The following is a 25,392-nucleotide window of genomic DNA, read 5'->3' as shown; positions in this document are numbered from 1 at the left end:
AGCGCCACACGCCCGCGTGACCTATTTTACGAATACCAAGCTTAGATAACGATTATGGAAGACGAACAGAAGCACTCGAAGCAAAAGAAGTTCAGTGACCTTAAGCCCATCGAGCCGGTCGGGCTGATTCCGACCGACTACAAAATAGGCCAAGACAATATCAAAACCAAATTCGGGAAATTTCGGGTCGATATTCACAATCCTGTTTTTGTGGTTTCCGGCGGGCTGATTGTGTTGTTTGTCCTCTACGCCTTGATCTTCAACAGTCATGCCGCTGAATTCTTTCCCCAACTGCGTAAAGCAGTCACGACAAACTTCGATTGGTTCTTTATCGGCGGGGCCAACATATTTGTCATTTTTTGCCTGTTTTTGATTGTTTCGCCCTGGGCCAAGATTCGTCTGGGCGGGCAACACGCCAGGCCTGAGTTTAGTTATCCCGGCTGGTTTGCCATGTTATTCGCGGCAGGCATGGGTATCGGCTTGATGTTTTACGGCGTATCCGAGCCGATCAGCCACTACAGCAGCTCCTACGCGGGGGTGACTGTCGGTGAGGATGGCGTGCGCACCGACTGGGCGCCACTCGGTGCTGCTGAAGGCGACGAGAGAGGAGCGCGCCAACTCGGCATGGCCTCGACCATTTTTCACTGGGGCCTGCACCCCTGGGCAATTTATGCCGTGCTTGCACTCGCACTGGCCCTTTTCTCGTACAATAAAGGTCTTCCGCTCACCATACGCTCGGCTTTTTATCCGCTCTTTGGAGAAAAGGTCTGGGGTTGGGTTGGTGATATTATCGATACGATCGCCGTTTTCGCTACACTCTTTGGCCTGGCCACTTCCCTTGGACTGGGAGCCAAGCAGGCCAATTCGGGTTTGGGTGAAGTTTTTTCCATGCCCTACGGTCCCACCTGGCAGGCTATCCTGATTGTCGGAATTACCCTGGTCGCCCTGATTTCCGTTTTACGCGGCCTGGAAGGCGGCGTAAAGCGACTCTCGGAAATCAACATGCTTTTGGCCTTCGGTCTTCTCGCGTTCATCCTCGTGCTCGGACCGACAGGCTTCATCTTCTCCAATTTCTTTGAATCGCTCGGGGCTTACGTACAACACCTTCCGGCTCTCTCCAACCCCATCGGGAGGGAAGATGTCAATTTCTCCCAGGGCTGGACCTCGTTTTACTGGGCCTGGTGGATCTCATGGTCACCTTTTGTCGGCATGTTCATCGCCCGCGTGTCCAAGGGTCGAACCGTGCGCGAATTCATCATCTGCGTTCTGCTCATTCCTTCCCTGGTCTGCGTCTTCTGGATGTCCACATTTGGCGGTGCCGCCATCTCTCAGTTCATGGCCGGCAATGAAGCCGTCGCCAATGCCGAGCTTCCCATCAAGCTGTTCACCATGCTGGAAAGTTTCCCCCTGACCGCCATCACATCCTTTCTCGGAATTGTGCTGGTGATCGTATTCTTTGTCACCTCTTCAGACAGCGGATCCCTCGTCATCGATACCATCACTGCCGGCGGGAAGGTCGACGCACCTGCCGGCCAGCGCATCTTCTGGTGTACCTTTGAAGGTCTTGTTGCCATCGTTCTTCTCATGGGTGGCGGCCTGGTCGCATTGCAAGCCATGGTGGTATCCACCGGCCTACCCTTTGCCGTGATTTTATTGCTTCTATGCGTCACCATAACCATGGGCCTGCGGTCCGAAAAAGCCGCGTTACGGGAGGCTAAGGACTGAACGTGTGATCTGTGCTGTCCGGTCCGCGGATCGTATCCGACCGGGCAGCACCATCCTGGAACTAGCCAATATCACGGCTTATTTGTCGCAACTTTTTGACACTTAACCGGTGGTAGCGCTGTTTACCCGGGACGATTATTCCGTTAGGCCCCTGCTTACACTTACCCAAGCATTTGCAGGTCTTCACTTCAAAGCTGAGTTCTTCTGACTGCAGCGCTTTAAAGAGCTTTTTACCCTTCAGTGCCTTACCTCTCACGTCTTTGGACTTCGGCTTTTTACATTCCTTACAAATGTAGAGTACAGACATGGTTTAACCTACATGCCTAACACGTTCACATCAAGGCAAGTGCGTGTACACTTGCACCATTAATCTGATAAGCTAAGGTTAGACACTGAATTCGGCGACGTACTCATTCGCCACAAAATTCAGGGCAGGGATTCCATCATCTCGCCGTCAATAATGTCGTCCACTCGTACGAGGGTAAATTTCGTTCGGTTTACTTCGACCTCCAATGATTGATCGGTGTTGTCGAGGAGTAACATGGTTTGAGAAACAACAGGCTCTGTCGTGGTCTCGATGAAAACCTCATCGCCTTGGGCGCGCCATTCAAATTCTGCATCCGTCGGGAAACCGATGATCGAGCCACTGAACACTTGTCCCGTGCCGTTGGGCACGAACTCAATGACCAGGTTCTTCGCATCCAATGCGTCCTCAGAACGCCAGATCCCGGAAATTTGCGTTTCTTTCTGCTGAGAACATGCGGTGCACAGCAAGAATACAAGAGCGGTCAAAAAGCCGCCAAGGGAATACTTGTTCAAATCGAATCTCATTTCGTCAGCCTACAAACCATGCATGAATCTTCAAGACCGCTTTGAAGTTCCTTTGCTGTCATTCCTTGATATCGTCGGGAACCTCAAAATAACTCTCGAAGATTCCTGCGTTACACTGAATCGAATCGAATGTGAGCGTCTGGATCAATTTGTCGCCCTGATAACTTTGCAGCTTTTGAGGGATGAGCACGCCATTTACGGATGTAAAATCAGATACTTTCGTTGTTTCCGTAACAACACCGGATCCGGCTTTAACCTGATTCATGAACATCACTTCCTGATAATGCTCCGCATCGAGCCACATACGCTTGAATTGGTAATCGGAATCATAAATCAGAAGTTCGTAGGCTTCTCTTCCATCAATCTCCTGAATGCCCTTCACTGCAAAATTTTCAGGGTTTCTACCGATGTAATAGAACGGGGCATCCAGGCGACTGTCGGTAATCAGTGTTTGTCGTTCGTCTCCTTTTATCGGCACCCAACGTGGCTCGCGACCGGGAATAGTGATGCAGTGGGCTCCCTGCTCACCATCAAAAATCGTCTCGATCTTGTAGTTTCCTCTTTCTAGCAGCAGACGCATGCGGTTCGGCCGGCGCTTGAACATCTTAATCGAACTCTTGGTACCATCACTCGTTTCGATCTCACCGGACAATAAAAGAGACTGTATTTTTGCGATATTCGCACGCCCGCCACATGCCTCCAGATAGGCCTCATAGAGTTCACGGTTCCCCGGCAGGCTGGAATCCTCCTCCACCTCGGCCGACACGCACAAAGAGAACAGCAGAACAAAAAGCAGAAAGGATATGCGCAAATACTGGGTCATAATCTGAAACTAGACATGACGCACAAATCACATCCTGTCCACCCCCGGCTGCCTGAGGCCTTCAGCGGGATAAGGTGCCATTCTGTCCTGCCCACGAATGCAGGCAGGGCAGAATGGACGACGGAAATTACTTACGGCGACGGCGAACCATGACCCACGCCATGGTAAACATACCGATAAGAGCAGCATACATAGAAGGCTCTGGGACTACGTAGTTCAGGTAAATATCGCTGTTCGACTCAGTGACGGTGAAGAAACCACCCGTGGTCGCGAACGACTGACCCTGACTATCCAGGGAAACGGTAACGTCACCAAAGATATCGCCGGAGACGATAGTACCGAATGCGCTGTCGAAGAGCAGCCACTGCTGTGAGCTGTCCCAGAAGACTGAGCTGAAATCAACGGTCGAACCCGCGAGATCAAAGACAAGTGCAAGTGTCGCACTCGGATCAATTGTCAGGTTATCTCCGGAAACATTGACTCCGTCGAACTCGACGCCCCGGTCAGCCAGATCGGTCGTCTCGGAGATGAACTCGAAAGTGGACGTCGATGTGTCCGCCAGGCTGAGGCCGGCGCTGTAGGTTGCGATCCCGGGTGAACTACCGGGAGTCAACTCACCGGAGATGCTGGTGAATACTCCGATTGTTCCACTGCCACCGATGGCGGCTCCGGATTCGACCGTCAGTGAGCTGGTACCGGTGAGGCTCCCCTCTACCCGCAGAAGACCATTGCTGACCAGTGTCGCACCGGTGTACGAATTGTTTCCGTTAAGGATAAGGCTGCCCAAGCCGGTCTTGATCAAGCCACCGCTACCGGAAATATCGGAGCCGATTGTAGCGCCCAATCCGTTGGTATCGATGGTCGAGTTGGATGCGGCCTTCAGTTCGATATCCACAGCATTGGCTACGGTTAAAGCCGTACCGATGACCCGCAAAGTACCGCCACCCATGCTGAGCGTGCCGACAGAGCCGGCGCCGCGCTGAATTCTATTGGTACCGCCGGTTTGAAGTGTACCACCATCGAGGTTGTAAATACCATCACCCTGCTGACCGAGAATGAGGTTACCACCATCATTAAGAGTAACGACACCGCCGGTTTGATTAACAGTGCCCGACCCGGTTAGTGGTTCCGTCCCCTGGGCACCACCAAGCAATAAGTCTGTGCCCGTAAAGAAATTAATCTCACCATCGGAAATATTCAGGACACCGGCACCAGCGCTCGAGCCTGAACGACCAAGCACCATACCATTGTCACCATAGATGTTGATCGCGCCACCGCTTAGGTTATAAGTGCCACCCGATTGGTTACCGATATGAAAGACACCATCGGTGGTCAGTTTGTTGATAGTACCACCAGTCTGATTGACGGTCGCCGAACCGGTAGATCCAAAGGCACCGTTGTAGAAATCTACCCGGGTTTCCGGAGCACCGGCACTACCCAAGTTCAGCGTACCCGCATCGATATTCAAGACGCCTGTGTTGTTGCCGGAACTACCACTGCCAATGTAAACAAAGGGGCCGGCAACATTAACAGTGCCATCCGTAAGCGTGAATGTACCATTTGAGTCTGTTCCCAGAGAAGGATAAGCACCGATCAACATAGCGCCGGTAGTTGTAGTTCCAGACAGATGGTTCACGCTGCCACCCTCAACTGATAGATACCCGGCAGTGCGGTCCGAGGTTTGAAGGTTGAGCGATCCGGTTCCGGCTTTTACCAGTCCACCGTCTCCGTTGATCGCGCCTGAGAATGTCGCATCAAACCCATTAGTATCTACAACCGATGTGGTTACGGCTGACGTAGGATCAATGTCCACCAGGTCGATCGCCACGTCTGTACTCAGGTTGCTGTCAATGACCTTAATGGTACCGCCCTGAAGATTGAAGTCATAGGAACCACCGTTTGTGCCGGCAGAACCATAGAAGCCTTTGAGGCTGTTTCCACCGATCTCAAGTGTACCTCCTTCAAGGTTGTAAGTGCTGGAGCCGTAACCGCCCAGATAGAGATTGGAGCTGCCCTCCACGCGAATGGTGCCTCCTGTTTGATGAACCAAGCCGGACCCATCCGTATCGCTGTTGTCACGGTCACCGAAAATGTATGATCCATTCCCGTTATTGGTGCTGGCTCTGAGGGTCATTGTCCCGCCGGAAATATTCAATGTACCGCTACCGGCAGCGCGCGAGCCCGTGTTACGACCAAGACTGTGTAAACCACCCTCCAATGTAAGGGTGCCGTCTGACAAATTATAGGTACCGGTGCCAGCCTGGTTACCGAGATTGAAGGACCCGTCTGTCAGAGTGACCGAACCACCCGTTTGGTTGACGATGCCGGTGGATCCCCAGGCACCGACAGTAAAGAAGCCGTTACTGGTTAGGCCGCTGACACCGTAGTCGGTGTCATTGCCAATCTGCAGACTGGCCCCCGTTTCCACGTTCATGGTTGCCGTCCCGTCAGCATCGTCGCCAACACGTACACCGGCATTCAAATTGTTTTGCGAAACCGTCACATCGGCACCGTTCTGGAGGGTGAGTTCACCTCCGCCGTAGACCGCGATGCCATAGCGACTTGTCGCCGTCGGGCTAAGGCCGTCACGCTGAGGATGCGGGTCAGCTCCACCATCAAGTGCGGTACTGACCGCGATGTTCATGGCACCATCGACCTCGACCACTCCAGCTGACAAAGCACCGTCGCCGGAAACATTGAGGGTTGCGCCTTCAGCGACGGAAAGCGTGCCGTTCTCAGCAGAGTTCAGGGTCAACGTTGACCCGCTGTTGATGCCGAGGTTGGTTGTGCCGTTAAGAATGCCAAGGCTGCGTGTTTCCTGATTGACGGCACTGACGGTCAGTCCGGTGGTTCCGGTCGTATCAACGATCAAATTCTGGGTTGATCCCGGCGTTGCCCCCGACCAGTTGCTGGAATCGGAATAATCCGCTGAATCGGTACCGAGCCCATCGTAGCGGGCCGCATCCACAAAATCAATGCGCTCGCCGTTGTTCAGGAAACTGATTTCCGCGTAATCAAGTGTTGTGGTGGCGTTATCATTGCCGGACCCCATACCAAACTGCACATTTGAGACCTTGGCATCGCCGCTACCGTCAAAGATAAGGTCACCCCATGTCGTGGTTCCAGCAGCCGCTCCGTCAATGTCGAGTGCCTGCCATTCGGCGAGTGTTTTACTACCGGCACTGATACCGATAGAGTCGGCGTCCGCCCCGTAAGTGTTGGTGAAGTAGCTGCTACCCGCCTGCGGGAAAAGGAAAAACTTACTGTCGGCCGTGACTTCAGAGGTGTAGAGGCGACCGTCCGTAGTCGAATTAATCCCGTTATTGGTCGGATCATAGACTAGAACCAAATCCCAAGTCCCCTCACCTGAGCGCGCGGCATCGAAACCTTCCTGCGATTCGCCACTTCCAGTCCCGTAATCGACTGATTGGATACCAAATTTCAGAGCAACACCGGCTGCCACCGTATCGTTATTTTGCCAGCGGTAACTGGCACTAAAGCTGGGATCCAGTAGGTCCTGTGCCGCAATAAAACCCGTCGAGGTGTCAATCACACTGAGTGTGCTCTTCTGAGAACCTGAAGCAGATGTGTCAAATCGCACACCACCGAGGTTACCCCAGGAACCTACGTAATCGTCCCAGTCGATCTGGTTGGCCACCTGGGTCGCATCCAATGTCGCGCCCGTAGCAGGGTCGTGCGTGGTTCCGTTAGTAATGTTCGTCCCACTGGAGTCCCGGACGTCATCTGCATTCCACCCCGCCTCGTCGAAACCACTCACAGTGTCGATCTGTGCATGCGTCGCAGTACAGCTTAAGGTTAGGATTGAGAGGTACTTAACTGTGGTGATTTTGAACAATTTCATGACGATGATGAGCTATTACGTTAGGAATGAGTGTGTGTTATAAATTAGCAGCCTTGATGCCAGGCAAGAAAAAAACTCAAAAATAGGACAAAATTTATGCATGGTTACGTGGTTATTACGAAATAATGCGGAGAACTCGCCGCACAAGCGTTTTAGGTGAAAGTCCTCAGGGGCGGAATTTCGAAAATGAGCACATTCTGGACTTGCCATAAAGCAGGCTCAGTCTGCTTGCTCTTATTGCCTCGCTAAGCGCGATAGCACAGAGGTGCCATGACAGGACACGAAAACCGATTTTACCGATATGAGTGAGACTCAAACGAATAAAGGAACCGCAGCCAAACTGTCGGTGATGATGTTTTTTCAGTTCTTCACCTGGGGTGCCTGGTTCGCCACTCTGGGCCAGTGCCTCGGTGATAACAATTTGGCGGATTTTGGTGGCGGCGCTTACGGCAGCGCACCAATCGCGGCCATGCTGGCCCCGCTCTTTCTGGGGATCGTGGCCGACCGCTTCTTCCCCTCGCAAATTGTCATGGGCGTGCTCTTTCTTCTGGGCGGCGGGTTTATGCTCGCCGCCGAATCGGCTGCCGGAGCGGGCAACGGCGACTTGATGGTGTGGTTCATGATCGGCCACATGCTCTGCTACATGCCGACTCTCGGTCTGGCGAACACGGTTGTCTTCACACACGTGGCACGCGGAGACTTCCCGAAGGTCCGCGTTTGGGGCACGATCGGCTGGATTGTTGCCGGCCTCTTCATCGGTTTCATGGGCTGGACCTCGAGCATCAACATGTTCAACGTGGCCGCGGCCAGTTCGCTTTTCCTGGGAGCTTTTTCCTTTTTACTGCCGCACACCCCCGCACCGGCCAAAGGGCAAGAGCTGAACTGGAAGACACTTTTCATGGTCGATGCCTTCAAGCTCCTGAAAAATCCGAATTTCGCCGTCTTCCTGATTTGCTCGACCCTGATCTGCATTCCCCTCGCCTACTACTACGGGCTGACCGGCAACTACCTGACCAACGCCGGTTTCGAACAGGCCGCCTCCACCATGACCATCGGCCAGATGTCCGAGATCTTTTTCATGCTGCTGATCCCCTTCTTCTTTCGCCGCCTCGGGGTCAAGTGGATGATCCTGACCGGGATGGGCGCCTGGGTTTTACGCTACCTGCTCTTTGCCTTCGGAGCCGACGACCAGGTGGCCTGGATGCTGCTCTTCGCCGTCGCGCTGCACGGGGTCTGCTACGACTTTTTCTTTGTGACCGGGTTTATGTACGCGGACCGCATCGCGCCCAAGGAAGTCAGGGGACAGACCCAAAGCCTACTGGTCTTTCTGACTCAGGGGGTCGGCATGTATTTCGGTTATCAAGTCGCCTTTGGGCGCTTCGGAGCCGTCGAGAGTTACAAGCCGCTCAATGATACCATCAGTGCCGCCCGGTCCACCGGCGATATTTCCTTTCTGGATAAGCTCACCCAGATGTTCTCGGTCAATATGCCCGACTCGGTCGATCCGTCCCTGATTAGTAGCGCAATGGATCAATGGCGGGAGTTCTGGATATTTCCGGCCATGATCGCGGCTATCATCACCGTGATCTTTTTCCTGACCTTCTGGGACAAGACCAGGGTCATGGATGAAAACGAGGGGGAACCTTTGGAACCGCTTGCGGAACCTAAAGAAGCGGACGAAGTGGTAAAATAGTGAAGAAAAAGTGCAACATTTCCCGTCGACAGGCAATCAAGGGCCTCGGTGCCCTCGCCTCCATTCAGATTGTGCCGCGCCACGTACTGGGCGGCCCCGGACATACGCCGCCAAGTGAAGTCCTGACCAAGGGCATTATTGGCTGCGGCATTATTTCCCACCAGCACCTGACCATGCCGGGCAAATTGCTCGCGCTATGCGACGTGGACGCCCGGCACCTGGAGCGGCGAAGAGCCCAGGCAGCTGAAAAAGGCGAAAAAGACGTCAGCTGCTACCACGATTTTCGTGAGCTGATCGCAAGGGATGATATCGATATCGTCCACATTGCGACCCCGCCCCACTGGCATGCCCTGATGGCGATTGCCGCGGCCAAAGCAGGAAAAGACATCTGGTGCGAGAAGCCGATGAGCCGGACCATCGGCGAGGGGGTGGCCATGGCGAAGGCGGTCCAGGCTCAGGAGCGGATCTTCCGGATCAATACCTGGTTCCGCTTCCAAGGTGGATTTTACGGCCTTGGCACGCCAGTCGCTCCCGTCAAACAGGCTATTCAGGCGGGAATGTTTGGTTGGCCTTTAACCATAACCGTTGGAGCGGTTACAGGATTCGGCTGGAAACAGCACCTTTGGACCGGCCGGAAAAATTTACCAATCGAGTCGGTTCCGGATCATTTTGACTATGATATGTGGCTGGGGCCGGCCCCCAAAAAGCCGTATCACCCACACCGGACACACGAGACTTTCCGGGGCTACTGGGACTATGACGGCGGCGGTCTGGGCGATATGGGGCAGCACTACCTCGACCCGGTTCAGTTTATGCTCGGTAAGGATTCGGAGGCACCGGCCCGTGTCGAAGTCGACGCGGACCCGCAGGATGCCGATGCGGTGGGTGTCTGGCGGCGAATCACCTTTACCTACGCGGACGGCTGCAAGATCGTGCTGGATGGCAGAAGCAGAGAGGAAGTAAAGGGCGAGCGTGCCAAATACATCCAGGGACCGAAAGGCTGGCTCGGCCGGCGCTTCGAATCGAATATACCCGATCTCCGGAAAAAGATTTCCCAGCTTCCGCCGCTTGAACCGGTGGTGACAGACTTCCACGAATCGGTTCGCACCCGCAAGAAGTTCGCCCTCAATGAAGACAACGGCTTCTGGTCAACCACCATGATCAACATGGGGAAGATCGCCCTCCGATTGAACAAGAACCTCAATTTCGATAGCAAGACCCTTACCTTCGATGATGAGGAGGCCAATAAGCTGGTCCACCCACCGATGCGGGGCCCGTGGAAACTTAGTTAGCGGACCTGAATTTTTATGACTGAAACACTGAAAGTACTCTGCGTTGGAGCCGGCCATATGGGACGGTCGCACGCCCTGGCTTATCATCAGATCGACGACTATGAGATCGTCGGCATCGTCACCCGTTCTCCCGAGTCCCGAGGCGCCTTGAACAGGGAACTTGGCGGCGGCTACGCCGAGTACGGTGATTACACCGAAGCCCTGGCGGCGACCCAGCCGGACGTGGTGGCCATTTCAACCTACCCCGACACGCACAAGGAATATGCGCTGGCCGCATTCGAGGCGGGAGCACATGTTTTCATTGAGAAACCGCTCGCCGAAACCGTCGCGGGTGCCGAGGAGGTGGTCGCTGCAGCCAAGGCTGCCGAACGCAAACTGGTGATCGGCTACATCCTCCGTCACCACCCGAGCTGGGTGAAATTCACCGAGGTGGCGCAAACCCTGGGCAAGCCTCTGGTCATGCGCATGAACTTGAACCAGCAATCCTCCGGCGCGAATTGGAAGACCCATAAGAATCTAATGAGCTCGATCTCCCCGATCGTGGATTGCGGGGTGCACTACGTCGATGTGATGTGCCAGATGACGCGCTCCAAACCGGTGCGCGTTTCCGGGCTCAGGGCCCGCCTCTCGGACGAGCTCCCTGAGGGCATGGTCAACTACGGCCATCTACAGGTGACCTTTGAAGACGGATCTGTCGGCTGGTATGAAGCCGGCTGGGGGCCGATGATGAGTGAATCGGCCTTTTTCGTGAAAGACGTGGTGGGCCCGAAAGGTTCGGTCACGATTTCCGCCCGTAGCGCGGGTGGCGACGGGGCCTCCGCCAACGTGGACGACCACACCAAGACCGAAGCGCTGCGCCTGCACCACAGCGCGCTGGACCACGACGGTAAATTCGCGAAGTCGGACGACTGGATCGACATGGAGGACGAACCGGACCACGATGAACTCTGCAAGCGGGAACAGGAATACCTGCTGGATGCGATCCGTTCGGACAAAGACCTCACGAATCACATGGAAGACGCACTCAACTCGATGCGCATTGTCGCCGCTGCGGACGAGTCGTCAAAGACCGGAAAGACGGTCGAACTGTAAGCAAGCGGACGGCACGCCGATCGCCCGTGGTCCGCTCTTCGCAGAGGATGCGCGTGGAGTCTGGCTCAAAATTTCGTCGTAATGCTAAATGAGTTTGCTTTTCGATATGAAGTCACAGGCATCGTAATCCAACTCCTACTCCTAATCGAAATCGCGTGGCTGACAGATATTGACTCATGTAAACTGAAGGGGATTAGGATTAGGAGAACGATTTCGATTAAGAATCAAATTGGTAAAGGTTTTCGTAGCTCTTCTCTATTTGAAGACAGTTTTCAGCGGATGCTTGCGAAAGATCGGGAGCGCACCCGCCGGCCTGGGGCTCGCGTTGCGTTGGGGGATGCCGCGAGGCGGCAAGCCGCCGGATCAAGCGGTAAAATTTTCAAAATAGTCTTGGCCCGGCGATTCGGTGTTGCTGCCTTGGGGATTGCCGTCCAAATACTTCCATCATGACAAAACCAATGCGCATTGCGGTCCTGGGCTGTGGCTCCCGGGGCAGAACTTACGCTCGAATTGCGGCAAGCATGCCGGAACGCTACGAGCTCGTGGCGGTCGCCGATCGCGACGAGGCCAAAACCGCGACCCTGGCAAAATTGGGCGAACCTGGAAAGATCCAGGTCTTCGACTCGGACAAGACACTCTTTGCCGCCGGCAAGCTTGCCGATGTTTTGCTGATATGCACGCAGGATGCCGATCACTACGGCAACGCCATGGATGCAATGGAACTCGGTTACGACCTGCTTCTGGAAAAGCCCGCGGCAGAGACTTTGGAACGCTGTGAAGCGCTCGACCGGAAAGCGCGCGAAAAAGGCTGCCGCATCCTTCCCTGCTTCGTCCTTCGCTACACCCCATTCTACCAGGCGGTCCGCAAGTTTATCGACAGCGGGCGCCTGGGCCGGATCATCTCGATCCGGGCGACCGAAGGCGTGGAGGCCTTTCACCAGGCGCATTCCTATGTCCGCGGCCACTGGGCCAAATCGGAAAATTCCTCCCCCATGATTGTCGCCAAGTGTTCGCACGATACCGACCTCATGTGCTGGTTCGCCGATTCCACTCCCAAGGCGATTACCAGCCACGGCCGACTCGACTGGTTCAAAAAAGAGAATGCCCCCGAGGGCGCACCCATGCGCTGCACGGATGGTTGCCCCGTCGCCGATGAGTGTATCTTTGACGCGCACCGCTATCTCAATGAGAAGCGCAATTTCCTGCGCATGGTAATGCCCGGGGCCGAGGGCGAAACCGGTGCCTATGAACTACCGGAGGAACCGATCCTCGAGTTCCTCAGGACTTCACCCTGGGGCCGTTGTGTGTACCACTGCGATAACAATGTCGTGGATCATCAGGTTGTGGCCTGCGAAATGGAAAACGGGATCACTGCCTCCCTGACCATGACTGCTTTCGACTGCGACCGCACCATCGAGATTTTTGGCACCAAAGGCTGCCTCCGGGGCGGTGAACCCTACCAGCGTGGGGGCTCCCACGAGCTTTGGTACTACGACCATTACACCGGCAAGACCGAGGAAATTCAGGTGGAGGAAGCCGGAGGCGAGGGCTATGCCGGACACGGCGGCGGCGATTCCGGCATCATTGATGCCCTCGACAAACTGTTTGCCGGAAAGGATGCCCTCGAACCCGGACTTGACGGCCTCGCCGGGCACCGGCTCGCCTATCAGGCCGAGGTCTCACGCCTTGCCGGTGGCCAGCCGGCGAGTTGATCTTCGCGGTCGCAGGGGTGTCCGCTCGCGGCACCCGCACAACTAGGAAAGAGTTGCGATAATTCGTGATCTCACGGACTAGCGCGGGCTCCACACCTATCCGGAAGCCGCCTCGGGCGATCCTCCCCACTTATCCGCTTTCGGCAGGAAGGAAATAATCAGCATCATTGAAAAGAAGAGTGCATTCAGGGCGAGTCCGAGATTGGAGAGAATGACGGATGTCCAGGTGCTGTCGGCCGCCTGACTGTCCACACCCATGCGCCAGGTCGTGATGGAGACCAGTGCAATCGTGATGGGAATGAGCAGGGCCTTCACCCAGAGCGACCCATAAAGATTGAAGGCATGGTTCGGATTCGCATTCGCCGCGTTCACCACCTTGTTGTAAATCGTCAGCATGATCAAAGCCCCCAAACCGATGGCCGCGAAAATCGCCCACATGGAGTACGGATCGTAGGTGTTCCAGAGCAAGTCTCTCGCACCGAAGAGATCCGTGCCCGCCATTTCCGCGAGCTTGGGCATGACTTCCTCCTTGGGCAAGGCCTCGACCTTGTCCATCGCCATTCCGAGCTGATCCACCATATAGCGCTTCGCCAGGACGACCTTGTCCCCGCCGCTCTCGTAGAGGTGCCCGGCGAGAATCGAACCGATGGACCATCCTATACCGACCGTAAAATTACTAAACCCGATGTAGAGACCTTCCCTGCCCTTGGGTGCGATATCGACGATATAGCGGGAGAAGCCGGGGCCGGACATCATTTCACCCAGCGAGAAAAGGCCGATACAACCGAGGATAAACCATCCGCCCATGCTGAGACCGAGGCAGTAAGTGGCGATGATCGCCATGCCCACCCCCATGATAATCGTGACCAGGGTAGGAATCTTTCGGGTAAAATACCCCATCAGGAAAGTGCCGATGCTGATCATGAGGGCGTTGAAATTGATCATCCATTCCTGGGTCAGGTTGCCTCCGTTGACCGTCGGCACCGCACCTTCACCAAACACCGAGGCCAGGGCCGAGGCGAGATGCCGTGAATCGACCCAGTCATCAATAAAGTTCGGCAGAATATCAAAGAGTTGGAATGTCATCAGCCAGAACCCGGCAAAACTCAGCGTCAGGAAAAAGATCCTGGGTTCGAGCAGACCGCGCAGCGACTCAAAGAGCATCTTCAGCGGGCCGGGCTTATCCTCCCCGTCTGTTGTCGCCATCCGGGCCGGTTCCTTGAAGAAGAAAAGCGGGATGAAATTGAGCGCAACCGCGGCCGAGCAAAGGACAAAGACCCAGTGCCAGTCGATCACCCGCAGATAACCGGCCGCCAGGGGGCCGAAGAAACCGCCCACGTTGACCAGCTGGTAAAAGATACTCCAGCCGAGGGAGGAGTTTTTCGGCTCCAACTGGCTCGCAATCAGGCCCCCGATGCCGGGCTTGAAGATCGCGGTGCCGAAGGCAACGAACATGGCTCCGGCGAAAAGAATAACATAGGCTTGGTCGATACCCAGTGCCCGGGCTTCGGCGAGCGGCATACCCGCCAGCATTTCAGCCAGCGGGATACAGTAGGCCATGATGAGGTAGCCGATAATCTTACCGGCGGTCGCCACCGCGATGTTGACCTTGTAGCCGTAACGGTCCGCAAAGCCACCGGACAGAATGGGCACGAAGGACTGCACGATCGCCCAGACGGCGAACAGGCTCCCCTTCTGGATCTGGTCGAGCTCCGGCCCGCCGTTGCCGATCGCCGCCACCATGAAGACCGGCATCATCACACGCACCCCGTAATACGAAAAGCGCTCGACCAACTCCATCCAGCTGGCCAGCCAGAAGACCGACTTTAACGATCGAAATTGGCCGAGCATGGTATCGCTCGGATCATGTGCGGATGCGCTGGAACTTTGGGAATCACCACTCATACGGTGATTTGCAGTTCAGGGGATATATTTGTCCAGCCGGAAATCGAACGGCTCGCTTTCAAGAGTTGAATCAGTGCCCCAGGTAAACGGCCTGATAAGCGTAAGGAATGGGAATTTTCGACTGCGCAGGGGCTTTGTATTTTATGTGCTTGTTTTCGAGGAGGCGAGCCGGATGCTCCTACCACCCATGAAGACAGAATTTAGCCTTTTTATCCCCGCAGTGCTGACGCTTGCTCTACTGCTCATGCCATCGTGCTCCCATTCCAGGGCTGAACGGGTCAGGGCCGACCACGGATTCGACTTCGTCGAGATGTTCAACGGCGAGGACCTCGCTGGTTGGGGCGGCAAGGGCGAAACGGAAGTGAACGGCTATGTCTGGAAGGACGGCATGCTGCAATCCACCCCGAAGAGCCGCAATCTGGTAACGGAAAAGGAGTACGCCAACTATGTCTTGGAGTTTGAGTTTCAGCTCACGCCGGGCGCCAACAACGGCCTCGGGATCCATTATCCGGGCGAAGGCAATCCCGCCTACACCGGCATGGAAATCCAGATTCTCGACGGGGAACACGAAAAGTACGCGGGGAAGTTGAAGGATTTCCAGCACCACGGCTCCCTCTATTCCCTCGAACCGGCGTTACGCGGCCACATGAAGCCGGCCGGCGAATGGAATTTTCAGCGGGTCACAGTGCGTGGCCCGCATGTCAGCGTCGACCTCAACGGCACCCGTATTCTCGACGCCAACCTCGAGGAGATCAATCGGGAGCACCCCAAGCACGAAGGCGCCAAACGCCGCCACGGGAAAATCGCTTTCTGTGGACACGGCGATGTCATCCGGGTGCGACACATGCGAATTGCCGAGCTGGCGCTGACCCAGCCAGCGACGGAAGCGGAGTCACTTTGATTTTCTTCCCGCCGGAAATTGCCGACATCCGCGGCGCAGTCGTCAGCAATTACAATTAATTGTGGACCTGATTCGGGCGGGGCATGTCCAGGTGGGTCGGGACGAGCTTGCCATCAGCGGCACCTGCGGCGCATGATGCGGGTTCGTCAGTCCAGTCCTTTTCGATATGCCTATGAAACTCAATTGTTCCCCCTGTTTGCGGGCCTTGCCCCTACTCTGTTGCCTGAGTCTTTTCAGCCCGCCGGCCCTGCCGGAACTTGCGGCCCAAGCTGACGCAGATAAAGCCATCAAAGCCTACTGTCTCGACTTCAACTGGGCCCCCACCCACCGACGCGGCCGCCCTTTTGCTAAGCCGGGCCAGTGGGCCGATGCGAATCCGGCCGAACATGTCGCCTGGTATGAGGCCATGGGGGCCAATGTCATCCAGACCTTCGCCGTCTCCACCAACGGCTACGCCTGGTATAAGGACGGCTTCATTCCCGAGCAGCCCGGCCTGAAGCACGATTTCCTTCCCGAAGTAGTCAAGCTGGGCCACGCCAAGGGCATGAAAGTGTTCGGCTACTTCTGCGCGGCCTCCAACCCGCGCTGGGCCGAGTTGCATCCGGAGCAAAGCTACGGCAGCCCGAGCACCTACCATATCCCCTACACGGACGACTATCTGGAATATCTTTCGAAATCGATCTACGACGCTGTCAAGAAGACCGGTATCGACGGCTTCATGGTGGACTGGCTCTGGATGCCCCGACGCCAGTCGACCGACGGAAAATGGATCGAAAGCGAGAAAGCGCTCTACGAGCAGCTGATGGGCGAGCCTTTTCCGGGAGAGGACAAACTGACCCGAGCACAGGATCTGGCCTATAGCCGAAAGGCGATCGAGCGCTGCTGGCAGGCGATCAAGAAGGCCGCCAAGTCGGCCAACCCCGAATGCATCATCTGGCTGACCGTCAACAAGATGCATCACCCGCACGTGGTGAATTCAAAAATGTACCGGGAAGTGGATTGGCTGATGAACGAGGCCGGGAGTGTTGAGGAAATCCAGAAGGCGCGCGCCATGGTCGGCGAGCACACCCGCCTGATCACCTGCCTGGCCACCTGGAACGGCATGGACGCCTCGACGGTCGTGCCTCAGGCCATCGAGGAAGGCGTGGGGCTTTACGGCTTCACCACCCCGCTCACAAAGAGCGGCATCGTCAAGCTGGCGCCGATTTTCGAAAAGCAGGTGACCGAATTGTCCGGTGACAAAAAGAATATCGCGATGCTGGCCCGCGCCTACCAAGGAAAGTCGGAATATGCGCAGTGGCAGGACGGCGAATTCGTCGAACCGGAGAACCCGCCTCCTTTCCGATTGACCTTCCAGCGCCGTGGACGCGGCCTGCAGGACACCGCGCACATCGATTATGACGCGGACCGGACCGTGATCACGATCAGGACGCCCTACGGACGTGGCACCGGCTATCTGGAGAAAACGGGAGACGCGTGGCCCGAAGCCTTCGTCATTCAATTGCAGAAAAGGCCCGGTCAAGCCCCCAAGCCGGGAGAGACCACCCTTTTCGGTATCAGCGATGGTGAGACCGGAGCTATTTTACCGCTGGATGAATCCGGCTCAGCCCAAATCGGCGGGGTCGACACGAAAGCGAAACTGGAACGCGGCGTGCACCTCCGTTTCGCGCTCAAGGACAACACCGAAACGGTTCCCCTTGCAGCCGACCGCAACGACGAACGAATCCGCATCACCCTGCCCGGTGCTTTGCTGCAAAACCTATCGGATGAGATTTCCTTTCAATGGGGGAATAAGTAGGCCTCGACTGCGAAAACGTTTGGGCTATCGCGCCCGCGAAGTGCCGCAAAGAGACAGTAAAACCAGCCCGGCTCAAATAAGGCAAATACAAATCGCCCCAACGGAATCGTAGGGGTGCTGCTCGCGGCACCCGCGAACGTGGTTGGACTACCGGAGCTTGCCAGAACCCCGGCTACCAGAAAGATCGCGGACGTAAGGCCTTATGAAAAGGACAGCGCGTTCGTTTGCGTGCCTTACCCATCGCGGGCTTCCCGAGGAAAGCCCCTACGGATACAAAAAAGGCCGATCGGAAAACCGATCGGCCTTTCGAGAAAAATAGTGGTTGAAACCTTAGCTGCGACGACGACGGCGGAGCAGGAAAAGTCCGCTGAGGCCGAGAAGTGTGAAGGTGGAAGCCTCGGGGACGGGAACCAAAACATCACCCAGAGTGGTGCCAATCCGCACTTCGTCATAATTGACATTCACCTGACGAGTCAAATTGAGCGTGTTGAGTGTGGATTCATCCATGTCAAACTCGATAGTATCGATCAATGTCGCATCAGAGTTGGAATCCAGAGCGCTAGTATCCAATGATCCATCATCAGCAAAATTGTAGAGACTGAATACATCAGCCCCACCAGTTCCGGTGTTGAATGAGATCTCACCGACAATAAAATTAACCGCTACGTTACTGATCGAGGTATTTGATCCTCCATTCACCACAGTAATAGGGACGGACCCTCCTGAAACAGTCCTAGTTCCAGACGTTCCATCATAACCCACGGCTTGCAAATTGGATCCGTCTACAGCGGCAACTGCGAAACCTTCCAATCCAATAGCACCCGAATTGCCACTGTCCCAGCGTGCCTGCGGCGCAACTTGGTTCATAACAGCGAAACCCTCACGATCTGCCCCAAAGTTACTTTGAAGCTTCTCAAACAGAAAACTGAAATAGATTGAGCCCGAAGAAAAACCTGTCGTCTCCAAACCACGATTGTACCTGTCAGACTGGTTGTTATTTTCATAGCCGATGTGGTTCCCGCTGGTCGCTAGGTTGCTAAAACTAAGGCTTCCCGATTTGAGATAGCTGTCGTGAGTAGCGCTGTCTGCATCAGTCCACTGTCCTGTCCCCGTGCCGGCAAGACCAACCGGTTCTGTGCCGACCGAAGTATACGCGTCAAGAGGTTCGCCAGCTGCACCGTAATCAAATCCCTCGTAAACCAGCAACTCACCCGAGGCAGACGTTGCGACAAAGGAGACAGCAGAAAATAACGACAGTAGGGTTTTTGTCTTATTCATACCCTTACTTACGGCCATGAGCGTTTTTCTGTCAAAAAAAAAAAAGAAGGACTTTCCTGCCACAACCTGTCCTTTAAAAGGACAGGTTGTGGCTTGCCGTTCAGCGGTACTGTTTCAAGCAAGGCTATGCCTGAATTTTATCCAATCAATTAAGTCTGCCCATAATTTTGGTCAATTTCTCTGAACCTTCTTGCTGTCGGGGAGTCAGCACCTACAAGTGACGCTTCGATCCTTAAACTTACATCCCTAGGACTTTATGAGAAAAACCTCCAAACTCCTCGCGCTCGGGTGCTTTGCCCTCGCCTGTCTGAATCTCTCGCCGCTCTCGGCTGAGAAAGCCGCTCTCGAGCTGGGCGCTCCTTTCCGGGACCATGCGATTCTGCAACGCGAGATGCCTCTCCCGGTCTGGGGCTGGGCCGAACCGGGCACTCTGCTCACGGTCGAATTTGCCGGGCAGCGCAAGGAGACGGTCACCGGGTCCGACGGCAAGTGGATGCTCAAGCTCGACCCGCTGAAAACCAATGCCGAACCCGCCGCGATGACCATCACCAGCAAGGACGGCGCTTCGGCGACCCTGTCGAATATTCTGGTGGGCGAAGTCTGGATGGCTTCCGGCCAGTCCAACATGCAATGGCTGGCTCGGGTCAGCAACGCCAGCATCCTCGTGGATCAGTTGAAAGAAGCCTCGGAGAAAGCGGGCAGGAAGGTGCCGATCCGCGAGTTCAAGGTCACCAATTACTACGCCCACCTTCACCCGATCGAGCATGCCGAGGGCGAATGGAATCAGGACTACGGCGAATTCAGCGCGATCGCCCTCGCCTTCGCCCACAAGGTCTATGGGGAGATCGGCGTGCCCATCGGTATTCTCAACTGCTCCTTCAGTCAGACGGCGATTGAGGCCTGGACCCCCCGCGCCGGTTACAAGGACAGCAAAATGGACTACAATAAGGAGATCGAAGCCCAGTTGCGGAAGACCGATCCCTCGACTCCCGACCACAAGGAGGCCTGGGAGGCCTTCTATGCCGAAATCATGGATGCGGTAAAGACGAACCAGAAGATTGCGGATGAAGGAGAGAACAACTTCGTCGATCTGCCCACCAACGAGCGTCCGGGCAACATGCGGAACAACCGCGATGCCACTTGGCTCTTCAACGCCCGGCTCAACCCGGTCATTCCCTACGCCCTGCGCGGCGCGATCTGGAATCAGGGCTACGCCAATTCCAATGGCGGGCTCAACTACTACCCCAACCTTCACGCGCTCGTCCGCGGCTGGCGCATCCTTTGGGACAATCCCGAATTGCCGGTTTATTTCCACCAGTTTTATTCCCCCGGCAACGAAGTCGACAAGGGGCCGAACCACCCCGACATCGGCAGCACGGCGGAGATGCGCCTGGGCACCTGGCTGGCCCGTGACATCCCGAACACCGGCATGGCCAGCCAAATCGACAACCAGGGTGCCATTCACTACCGCAGCAAGGTCGTTCCGGGACAGCGCCTCGCCCTGCACGCGCTCAAGAATCAATATGGCAAAGACGTCGTCGCCGACGGTCCCATGTTCAAGGGCTACACCGTTAAGGGCAACGAGTTGATCGTCGAGTTCGACCATGCCGAGGGCGGCCTGGTAGTGGCCGAAAGCGGAAGCAACTACCTTGACCGCAAGGATCCCGATGCCACCGGTTTTGCCGACCCCAGGATCATCGAGAACGGCGACGAACAGGTCACCCTCTTTTATCTCGCCGGCGAGGATCGCGTCTGGCACCCGGCCAAGGTCCGCATCGAAGGGGATAAAGCCGTAGTCACCTCTTCTGCCGTCAAGAATCCCAAGGGCGTCGCCTACGGCACCGGCGGAATCGGTTTCCAACCCAACCTTTACAACAAGGCCCTCCTACCGACCACTCCCTTCATCTACTACGATCAGGAGCTGGTCACCAGCGAGACTTGGCCGGATGCGCCGATCAAGATCGCCGGTGTGGAAATCGACCCCGATTCTGTCGGGCTCAGCTACCGCTACCGTAAGTTCCCTATTCTCAGCACCCAGTTTCGCGATAACGCGGTCCTGCAAGCCAACAAGCCGGTCACCATCTGGGGTGCCGCCGTTCCGCAGTATATCCCGCATGCCGAAGGAGAGAAAGTAATCCATTTCAGCTTCAACGGAATCGAGAAATCAATCCCCGTTGTGGAAGGCATGCGAAACTGGAAGGTTACGCTGCCACCGATGAAGCCGAGCATGGAGCCGAAAACGCTGAAAGCCGCTCTCACGATCGACGGCGAGGTGGTGCACGAACGTGTGATCGAAAACGTCGTCGTTGGCGATATCTGGTATGTCTACGGACTCGGCGATCAAAAGATCGCGAAGATGGAAGCACCCGTAAACGGCCCGATTCGCATCATGCCCCGCAAAGCCAAAGGCGTGAAAAGCGATTGGGTCCGCGAATACTCTGTCGCCACCTCGACGACACCCAAAAATCGTTTTGCCTCCTACTGGAGCGAGCCGACCGGCCCCGGTTTCGCCGCCAATCTGGCCAAGGCGATCCACGCCAAGACAGGGAATCCGGTGGGCATCATTCACATGGACGAGGATAATCTCGAAATAAAGCACTTGATGGATGCCTACGCACTAGCCGACGCGCCCAGCCTGCGGGCCGAATACGAGGAGATCGCGGCGATCACTCCCGGCACCCCTTTTTACAAAAAGAATGCCGAGCGCTACATTAATGCGTGGAAAAGCTATTGGGGGGACTACATCCCCGAAATGATTGCGACCAAGTCAGTGCCGGACGGTGTGCCGTGGGGCTCGTTCCCGGGGTTTGCCGGTAAGGTCGAAACCGACGCGACGCAGTATTACAATTGTATCGTGGCCTCTTTCAAACACACGCAACTCAAGGGCATCGTCTTCACGACCGAGGCCAGCATGGTCGCGCAAGCGAACGGAGCCCACTTCGGCGAGCAACTGAGCGCGCTGGCCAACGGGTGGAAGCGTCACTTCAAAGTCGAAAATGACACGCCCTTCATTTACACGATTCCGTCCAAGTCACTCGCCCCCAAAATCACGAAGCCTTCGGGCATCAGGGGAGCCAGCGCCGCGTTTGAAGTCACCGCCTGGCCGGAGCAGGACGACAAAGGCTCGTACCCTTCCGGTGAGAAGCCGGCCTTGGACGGGCTGGTCGAAGCGGTCATCCAGGCGGCCTATTGATCCTACCCGTCATCGTAATCCTTAAATCTGAAGAGGTAGGGGCTTTGCTCGCGAAGTCCGCATTATTTCCGGGTCGCGCCACACACCACTTGCGCAAGCAAGGTTCGCGGGTGCGCAAGCAGTACCCCAACGAACCATAGCGGGATTAACGATTACGCAGATGAATCGGAGATTTCAAAACAACCGTTAAACAATCACATCATGCACACTCCCCTTCGCCTCCTTTCACTGATCGGCGTCGTAGCCGCCTCGCTTTTTTCCTTTGGTTGCCTGACGACGCTTTCCTACACGGCTCCGCCGCAGAAACTGGAGCTGGCGGCTCCCTTCACGGATCATATGATCCTGCAACGTGGCAAGCCGGTGCCGGTCTGGGGATTCGCCACGCCGGGGGAGCGGGTTACCGTTGAGTTTGCCGGACAGAGCAAGTCGGCCGAGGCCGACCGGTTCGGCGACTGGATGATTGAGCTCGATCCGCTGGAAGCTTCCAAAGAAGGCCGAGGCTTCACCGTCCGATCGGTATCCGAGGAAGATCCAAAGGAAATCACCTTGCAGGATGTCCTGGTCGGTGAGGTCTGGTTCTCCTCGGGCCAGTCCAACATGGTCTGGATCGCGGGCAAAAGCATGGTGCGCGATCTGGCCCAGGACCTGGCCAGATCCGAGGAAGCGCTTCCCATCCGGGAAATCAACATCAATACGGTCTCGGCCCTCTATCCGCAAAAGCGCGCCACCTCGGACGGGGGTTGGAAAAAGATTTCGGAAGCACATGCTTTTTCCGCGCTCTCCCTCGCCTTTGCCCACAGCCTCTACCGGGAACTGGACGTGCCGATCGGTATTTTGCTCAGCGCCCACAGCAATACGCGGGTGGAAGCCTTTGCCAAGCGCGAGGCCTTTGAAGCCCACCCCGACTTGGCCGGAGATGTAGCGCTCATCCACAACGCGGATCCTCTCCTTGAAGAGGGCCGGGAGGCTTATGAAGAATACTACGGCGACTTGAGAGATTGGCGCAAAGACGCCGCAGCTCTGGCGGAGAAAGGCGCCAAGTTCCCCGACAAGCCGAATCTGCCCGGGATCGCCGGCATGTGGCGGGGTCCCTCCCAATTTTTCAACGGCAAGATCCACCCCGTCATTCCCTACGCCATTCGTGGCGCGATCTGGTGCCAGGGTACCAGCAACTCAAATGACGGAAAAATCTATGCCGCCCGCATGGAAGCATTGCTCGAGGGCTGGCGCGACGCCTGGAACATGCCGAACATGCCCTTCTACTTCACCCAAATGCAGGCCTACGGAGCCGGGCCCGACCCAGACAATGTGGGCTTTGCCGACATTCGACAGGCACAGCATCTCTTTTTCATGAACAACCGCGAGAATGTCGGCATGGTGGTGCAGACCGATCTCAACTCGGCACGACCGGGCGGAATTCACTATTTCAACAAATTACACCCGGGGATGCGACTGGCGCGCTGGGCCCTGGCCAACGAATACGGCAAGGATATCGCCAAGACCGGACCGATTTTCGCCGGTGCGGAAATCGTGGGCGACAAGGCGATTGTTCGCTTCGAAAAGGATAGCCTTTACGGGGGACTCATGGTCGGCAGCAAGGGCATGGCCGAGGATTACCGGGAGCCCGGGAAATATGTCGAGCCAGCCCGCCCGGCACCCACGGCTGAATTGAACCACTTCCGTCTCTGCGGTGCCGACCGCAAATGGCACCCGGCCGAGGCCGTGATTGTCGGCGATACGGTCGAGGTCCATTCGGATCAGGTACCGGAACCGGTGGGCGTGCAATACGCCTACAGTGCGGTGCCGATGAACTCAAATCTCTACAACAAAGCCGGACTGCCCGCCACGCCTTTTGCCGTCATCGACGGCGAGTTTATTTTTGAAGAAGACAACCCGGAAGTCATTGCCGCCGAAAAAGCTCGCGAGGCCCGGCGCAACGACACGGACCGCCCCTTCCTAATCGTGGCCCAGTACTACCGCGATGGAGCCGTTGTTCGAAGAAATCAAGCGATTCACGTATGGGGCTTTGCGAACAAAGGGGCTGAAGTTACGGTCCGCCTCGGCGACGTGACCCGAAAAACCGTGGCCGACGAACTCGAAAAGTGGTCGCTCACCCTGCCGCCGTTCAAAACCAGCACGGAACCGCTCACCCTGGAGGTCGCGACCAGTAAAGGCAGCAGCCAGACGGTTAAAGACATTTTGGTTGGGGACGTCTGGTATCTGACCGGTGGCCGCTCGTTGACCGACAACTGGCCCTACGATCAGCGGGATAAGGATGCTGAGAAGCCCCAGGCCATGCCTTTGGTCCGGGAATTCAAAAAGCGGACCAAAGCCAGCACCAACCTCTTCCCGAGAAAACGACACTTCGAAATCGGTGGCGGCCGCTTCCGCTCCTATTGGGCGACGGCCGACTATAGCGATGAGCGCCAGGGAGTGACGGACTTCGCCTATCACTTTGCCAAGGCACTCAATCGCCCCGGGGTGCCCCAGGGCTTCATCACCATGTCTTCGGGCCGCGATGGCGAGAATCCGATTTATGCCTCCCCGCTTGCATGGACCTCGCTCAAGGGCGTCCGGGATGTCACCGATCCGGCGTTCGCGGAACGCCTCAAGCAGCTCTCACTTCTCTATCCCAATACCGAATTAATGCGGCAGGCCGTCGAAGACTATGTCTCGACAGTAAAGGGAACCGTTCAGGAAATTCGGGAAATCGCCGCGTCGGGAGCCGACCTCTCGAGCGCACCGCGGCGTTTCCCATCCTTCCCGGGGCCGGACCAGGATATGATCAAGGGTAATCTCCTGCCCACACTCAGCTACAACTGGTGTGTCAGCCCCCTGACTCCGATGGCCGTCTCCGGCGTCATCTGGATTCCGGACGTGGTCAACATCGGCAATAACCCGTCCGAGTACGGGAAGGAACTGGAGATCTACGCCGATAGCCTGCCCGCAACTTACGGACAAGCGCAGGTCCCCTTCTTCTACGCCCAACCGTCTGACGGCTTAATCGAGGGTATTACCGAGCCGAGCCTTCCGAAAGCAAAACAAGTTGGCTTTAATGCCTGGCCGGAAAAAAGCCTCCGAAAACTTGCGAACCAAATCGCCCGACAGGTGACTCCGTAGCTTGTGAATATACGGCGGCATTGTAGTTTATCCGAATCGGTCGAAACCATACTTGTTCCAATTCGAGACAGGGATGTGAACGATTATCCTCCCCTAATATCAAAGAAAAATCTGGGCATGACCCAAATGCTCCGCTAAACCAGAACTGAGAATTCAAAGCCCCTCCG

The 25,392-nt window shown here is 56.1% G+C and carries 15 protein-coding genes; 9 read left to right on the top strand and 6 right to left on the bottom strand.

The genetic code is table 11. From position 1 onward, the window contains the following. Positions 1–54 precede the first annotated feature (54 nt). On the top strand, positions 55–1,725 hold the full coding sequence (locus tag DDZ13_RS08490; protein WP_110131016.1) for a BCCT family transporter: 1,671 nt from the start codon (positions 55–57) through the stop codon (positions 1,723–1,725). Positions 1,726–1,786: 61 nt separating this feature from the next. On the opposite strand, the gene DDZ13_RS08485 is transcribed toward DDZ13_RS08490, so the two are convergent. The 4 genes from DDZ13_RS08485 to DDZ13_RS08470 all read right to left on the bottom strand — a co-directional run bounded on the left by DDZ13_RS08485 (position 1,787) and on the right by DDZ13_RS08470 (position 7,241). Then, complete coding sequence (locus tag DDZ13_RS08485) at positions 1,787–2,032, bottom strand: (2Fe-2S) ferredoxin domain-containing protein (protein WP_110131015.1); 246 nt, start codon at positions 2,030–2,032, stop codon at positions 1,787–1,789. A gap of 119 nt (positions 2,033–2,151) precedes the next feature. After that, entirely contained in the window at positions 2,152–2,556 is a 405-nt protein-coding gene (locus tag DDZ13_RS08480) for a hypothetical protein (protein WP_110131014.1), read from the bottom strand. Between the two features lie 58 nt (positions 2,557–2,614). Next, positions 2,615–3,379 carry a hypothetical protein gene (locus tag DDZ13_RS08475; RefSeq protein WP_110131013.1) on the bottom strand — a complete coding sequence of 255 codons (765 nt, stop codon included), beginning with the start codon at positions 3,377–3,379 and terminating at the stop codon, positions 2,615–2,617. 127 nt (positions 3,380–3,506) lie between these two features. Next, the gene (locus tag DDZ13_RS08470) at positions 3,507–7,241 is read right to left on the bottom strand and encodes a beta strand repeat-containing protein (protein ID WP_110131012.1); all 3,735 of its coding nucleotides are present in this window, start codon (positions 7,239–7,241) and stop codon (positions 3,507–3,509) included. A 301-nt stretch (positions 7,242–7,542) separates the two neighbouring features. Between DDZ13_RS08470 and DDZ13_RS08465 the strand changes: the two genes are divergently transcribed. From DDZ13_RS08465 to DDZ13_RS08445, 4 genes are all read left to right on the top strand, one after another. Beyond that, positions 7,543–8,934: an MFS transporter gene (locus DDZ13_RS08465; RefSeq protein ID WP_110131011.1), complete on the top strand. Its 1,392-nt coding sequence runs from the start codon at positions 7,543–7,545 to the stop codon at positions 8,932–8,934. Then, entirely contained in the window at positions 8,934–10,226 is a 1,293-nt protein-coding gene (locus tag DDZ13_RS08460) for a Gfo/Idh/MocA family oxidoreductase (RefSeq protein ID WP_110131010.1), read from the top strand. The genes DDZ13_RS08465 and DDZ13_RS08460 overlap by 1 nt, the downstream gene beginning before the upstream one ends. A 15-nt stretch (positions 10,227–10,241) precedes the next feature. Further along, positions 10,242–11,318 carry a Gfo/Idh/MocA family protein gene (locus DDZ13_RS08455; RefSeq protein ID WP_110131009.1) on the top strand — a complete coding sequence of 359 codons (1,077 nt, stop codon included), beginning with the start codon at positions 10,242–10,244 and terminating at the stop codon, positions 11,316–11,318. A 446-nt stretch (positions 11,319–11,764) separates the two neighbouring features. Beyond that, positions 11,765–13,030 carry a Gfo/Idh/MocA family protein gene (locus tag DDZ13_RS08445; RefSeq protein ID WP_110131007.1) on the top strand — a complete coding sequence of 422 codons (1,266 nt, stop codon included), beginning with the start codon at positions 11,765–11,767 and terminating at the stop codon, positions 13,028–13,030. 96 nt (positions 13,031–13,126) lie between these two features. On the opposite strand, the gene DDZ13_RS08440 is transcribed toward DDZ13_RS08445, so the two are convergent. After that, the gene (locus tag DDZ13_RS08440) at positions 13,127–14,935 is read right to left on the bottom strand and encodes an MFS transporter (RefSeq protein ID WP_110131006.1); all 1,809 of its coding nucleotides are present in this window, start codon (positions 14,933–14,935) and stop codon (positions 13,127–13,129) included. A 187-nt stretch (positions 14,936–15,122) separates the two neighbouring features. On the opposite strand from DDZ13_RS08440, the gene DDZ13_RS08435 reads away from it, so the two are divergent. Further along, positions 15,123–15,836 (top strand): 3-keto-disaccharide hydrolase, encoded by a 714-nt coding sequence (locus DDZ13_RS08435; RefSeq protein ID WP_199221088.1) that lies wholly within the window; start codon positions 15,123–15,125, stop codon positions 15,834–15,836. A 172-nt stretch (positions 15,837–16,008) separates the two neighbouring features. After that, entirely contained in the window at positions 16,009–17,634 is a 1,626-nt protein-coding gene (locus DDZ13_RS08430; RefSeq protein ID WP_158279851.1) for an alpha-amylase family protein, read from the top strand. Positions 17,635–17,964: 330 nt separating this feature from the next. Here the strand turns inward: DDZ13_RS08430 and DDZ13_RS08425 are convergent, their stop codons facing one another. After that, a complete protein-coding gene (locus tag DDZ13_RS08425; RefSeq protein WP_146209308.1) occupies positions 17,965–18,912 on the bottom strand; it encodes a hypothetical protein in 948 nt (315 codons plus the stop codon). Between the two features lie 256 nt (positions 18,913–19,168). Here DDZ13_RS08425 and DDZ13_RS08420 point away from each other — a divergent pair, with 256 nt between their 5' ends. Together DDZ13_RS08420 and DDZ13_RS08415 are read left to right on the top strand one after the other, a co-directional pair. Further along, positions 19,169–22,105, top strand: a complete 2,937-nt coding sequence (locus tag DDZ13_RS08420) for a sialate O-acetylesterase (protein WP_110131003.1) — start codon at positions 19,169–19,171, stop codon at positions 22,103–22,105. 201 nt (positions 22,106–22,306) lie between these two features. Then, positions 22,307–25,225 carry a sialate O-acetylesterase gene (locus DDZ13_RS08415; protein WP_110131002.1) on the top strand — a complete coding sequence of 973 codons (2,919 nt, stop codon included), beginning with the start codon at positions 22,307–22,309 and terminating at the stop codon, positions 25,223–25,225. Positions 25,226–25,392 lie beyond the last annotated feature (167 nt).

This window comes from Coraliomargarita sinensis (assembly GCF_003185655.1).
Classification (GTDB): domain Bacteria; phylum Verrucomicrobiota; class Verrucomicrobiia; order Opitutales; family Coraliomargaritaceae; genus Coraliomargarita_B; species Coraliomargarita_B sinensis.
This window is presented reverse-complemented; position numbering and strand designations above follow the sequence as displayed.